Here is a 1,649-nt window from a genome sequence, read left to right as displayed (position 1 = left end):
GCCGATGGCCCTGCTTCGCGCCCGCGAAGTGATCATGGCGCATTTCCGGCCGATGTTGGCCCGCCACGACATCACGGAACAGCAGTGGCGCGTGTTGCGCGTGCTTGCCGAGACCGGGCCGTTGGAAGCGACCGAGCTTGCCAACCGCGCCTCGATCCTGCCGCCGAGCCTCACCCGCATCATCAAGGCGCTGGAGGAGAGGGAATTCATTTCCCGCAACAAGGTGAAGGACGATGGCCGCCGTGCGCTCCTCGCCATCAGCCCGTCCGGCGTGGCGCTGATCGAGGAACTGGCGCCCGAACGCACCGCCATCTACGACGCCATCGAGCAGCGCTATGGGGCCGAAGAGCATGAGCGGCTGCTCGACATGCTGGAAAGCCTGATCCAGTCGGAGTCAACGGAAGGCTGATCCTACCCACCGAAGCTGCCCAGCGCGCTCGGCTGCATGTAGTTGCGTCCGACATAAAGCAGAGCCGCCTCGTCGCTGCCGTGACGGATGTCGACGACGCGCCCGAACATCACATTATGCGTGCCGACCTTGTTCACCGCGCCGATCTCGCAGTCGAAGCTGACAATGGCGTCGAGCAGCGCCGGCATGCCGGACGGCATGGTCTGCCAGCGCGCAGCATTGTAGCGCTCGGCCATGTCGCGCAGCGCGCCGGCGAACTTGGCCGCCAGGTGCATGTGCGATTGCGTCAGCACATTGATGCAGAAACGCCGGTTTTCGAGGAACATGCCGGTCTGCGCCGAGCGTTCGTTCATGCAGACGAGCAGCGTCGGCGGGTCGTCGGAAACGCTGCACATGGCAGTCGCGGTGAAGCCGCCGCGCCCCGCCGGTCCGTCCGTGGTGACGATGTTGACCGGCGCGCAGACTCGCGCCATTGCCTCGCGGAATTCCAGCCTGGAGACTTGTGTCATCATGGCCGCTTCCATGGCCGACCTCCCTCAGTTGGCCTGGGCCGGAAGTGGCGGCAGCCAGGTGTCGCCGGTCCAGCCTTTCTCGTCATAGTCGGCCATGCATCGGTCGACCAGTTCCTCCATCTGCTTCAGCCGTCCGCCGCGCTCAGCGCCCTTCAGCACCTGGAGCCGGACCTCTTCCGGCGCGCCGGCATAGTTGAGCTCGTAGAGCGCGTGGCGGCCGCCGAACTCGGTGCCGGTCGCGTCCCACAACAGCTTCATGATCTTGATGCGCTCGACATGACCCATGTCGTTGGAGCCGCGCACATATTGCGCGAGGTAGCGGTCGATCTCTGGATTGTCGAAGTCGCGCGCCGATGATGGGAGGTAGATCAGGCCCGAGGCAATCACCCGGCGCACCGTGTCGATGACACGCGGATAGGCCTCCGACATGAAGGTGCGGTACGCGAGCGCGGCCTCGAGATTGGGCAACACCGCGCCGTTCGCCCACGGAATGGGGTTGTGCGCCATCGCGTTGGAAAAGCTCCAGAACATGTGGCGCAGCGCGATCACCTCGCCGAGTGCCGCCTGGTTGCCTCGGAAGGCATCGCCGCCGGTCGCTCGCAGCGCCTTGGCAAGCAGGCCGGCGAGGAAGTCGAGCTTGACGGCGAAGCGGGTGCAGCCCTGGAAGCAGTAGCCATGCATGAAGCCCGATGCCGGGTGGAAGGACAGGATCTTCTGGGCGTCGCGCA

At 65.4% G+C, this 1,649-nt stretch carries 3 protein-coding genes; 1 reads left to right on the top strand and 2 read right to left on the bottom strand.

The genetic code is table 11. The features are described 5' to 3' along the window. Nucleotides 1–409, top strand: a 409-nt coding sequence (hpaR, locus tag Q0L57_RS14645) for a homoprotocatechuate degradation operon regulator HpaR (RefSeq protein ID WP_296743739.1), incomplete at its 5' end; no start/stop codon positions are given. A gap of 2 nt (nt 410–411) precedes the next feature. Here hpaR and Q0L57_RS14640 read toward each other — a convergent pair. Further along, on the bottom strand, nt 412–921 hold the full coding sequence (locus Q0L57_RS14640; RefSeq protein ID WP_296743737.1) for a flavin reductase: 510 nt from the start codon (nt 919–921) through the stop codon (nt 412–414). Between the two features lie 24 nt (nt 922–945). After that, a partial coding sequence (locus Q0L57_RS14635) for a 4-hydroxyphenylacetate 3-hydroxylase C-terminal domain-containing protein (protein WP_296743736.1) occupies nt 946–1,649 on the bottom strand: 704 nt, incomplete at its 5' end.

It is taken from the genome of Mesorhizobium sp. (genome assembly GCF_024509055.1).
Taxonomy (GTDB): domain Bacteria; phylum Pseudomonadota; class Alphaproteobacteria; order Rhizobiales; family Rhizobiaceae; genus Mesorhizobium.
Note: the sequence above shows the minus strand (reverse complement) of the source record. Positions and strands in the feature narration are given on the sequence as shown.

Bases quoted from the DNA above. Each gene is read 5' to 3' on its own strand.
- Q0L57_RS14640 (WP_296743737.1), bottom strand. From the start codon at position 921: ATGATGACACAAGTCTCCAGGCTGGAATTCCGCGAGGCAATGGCGCGA.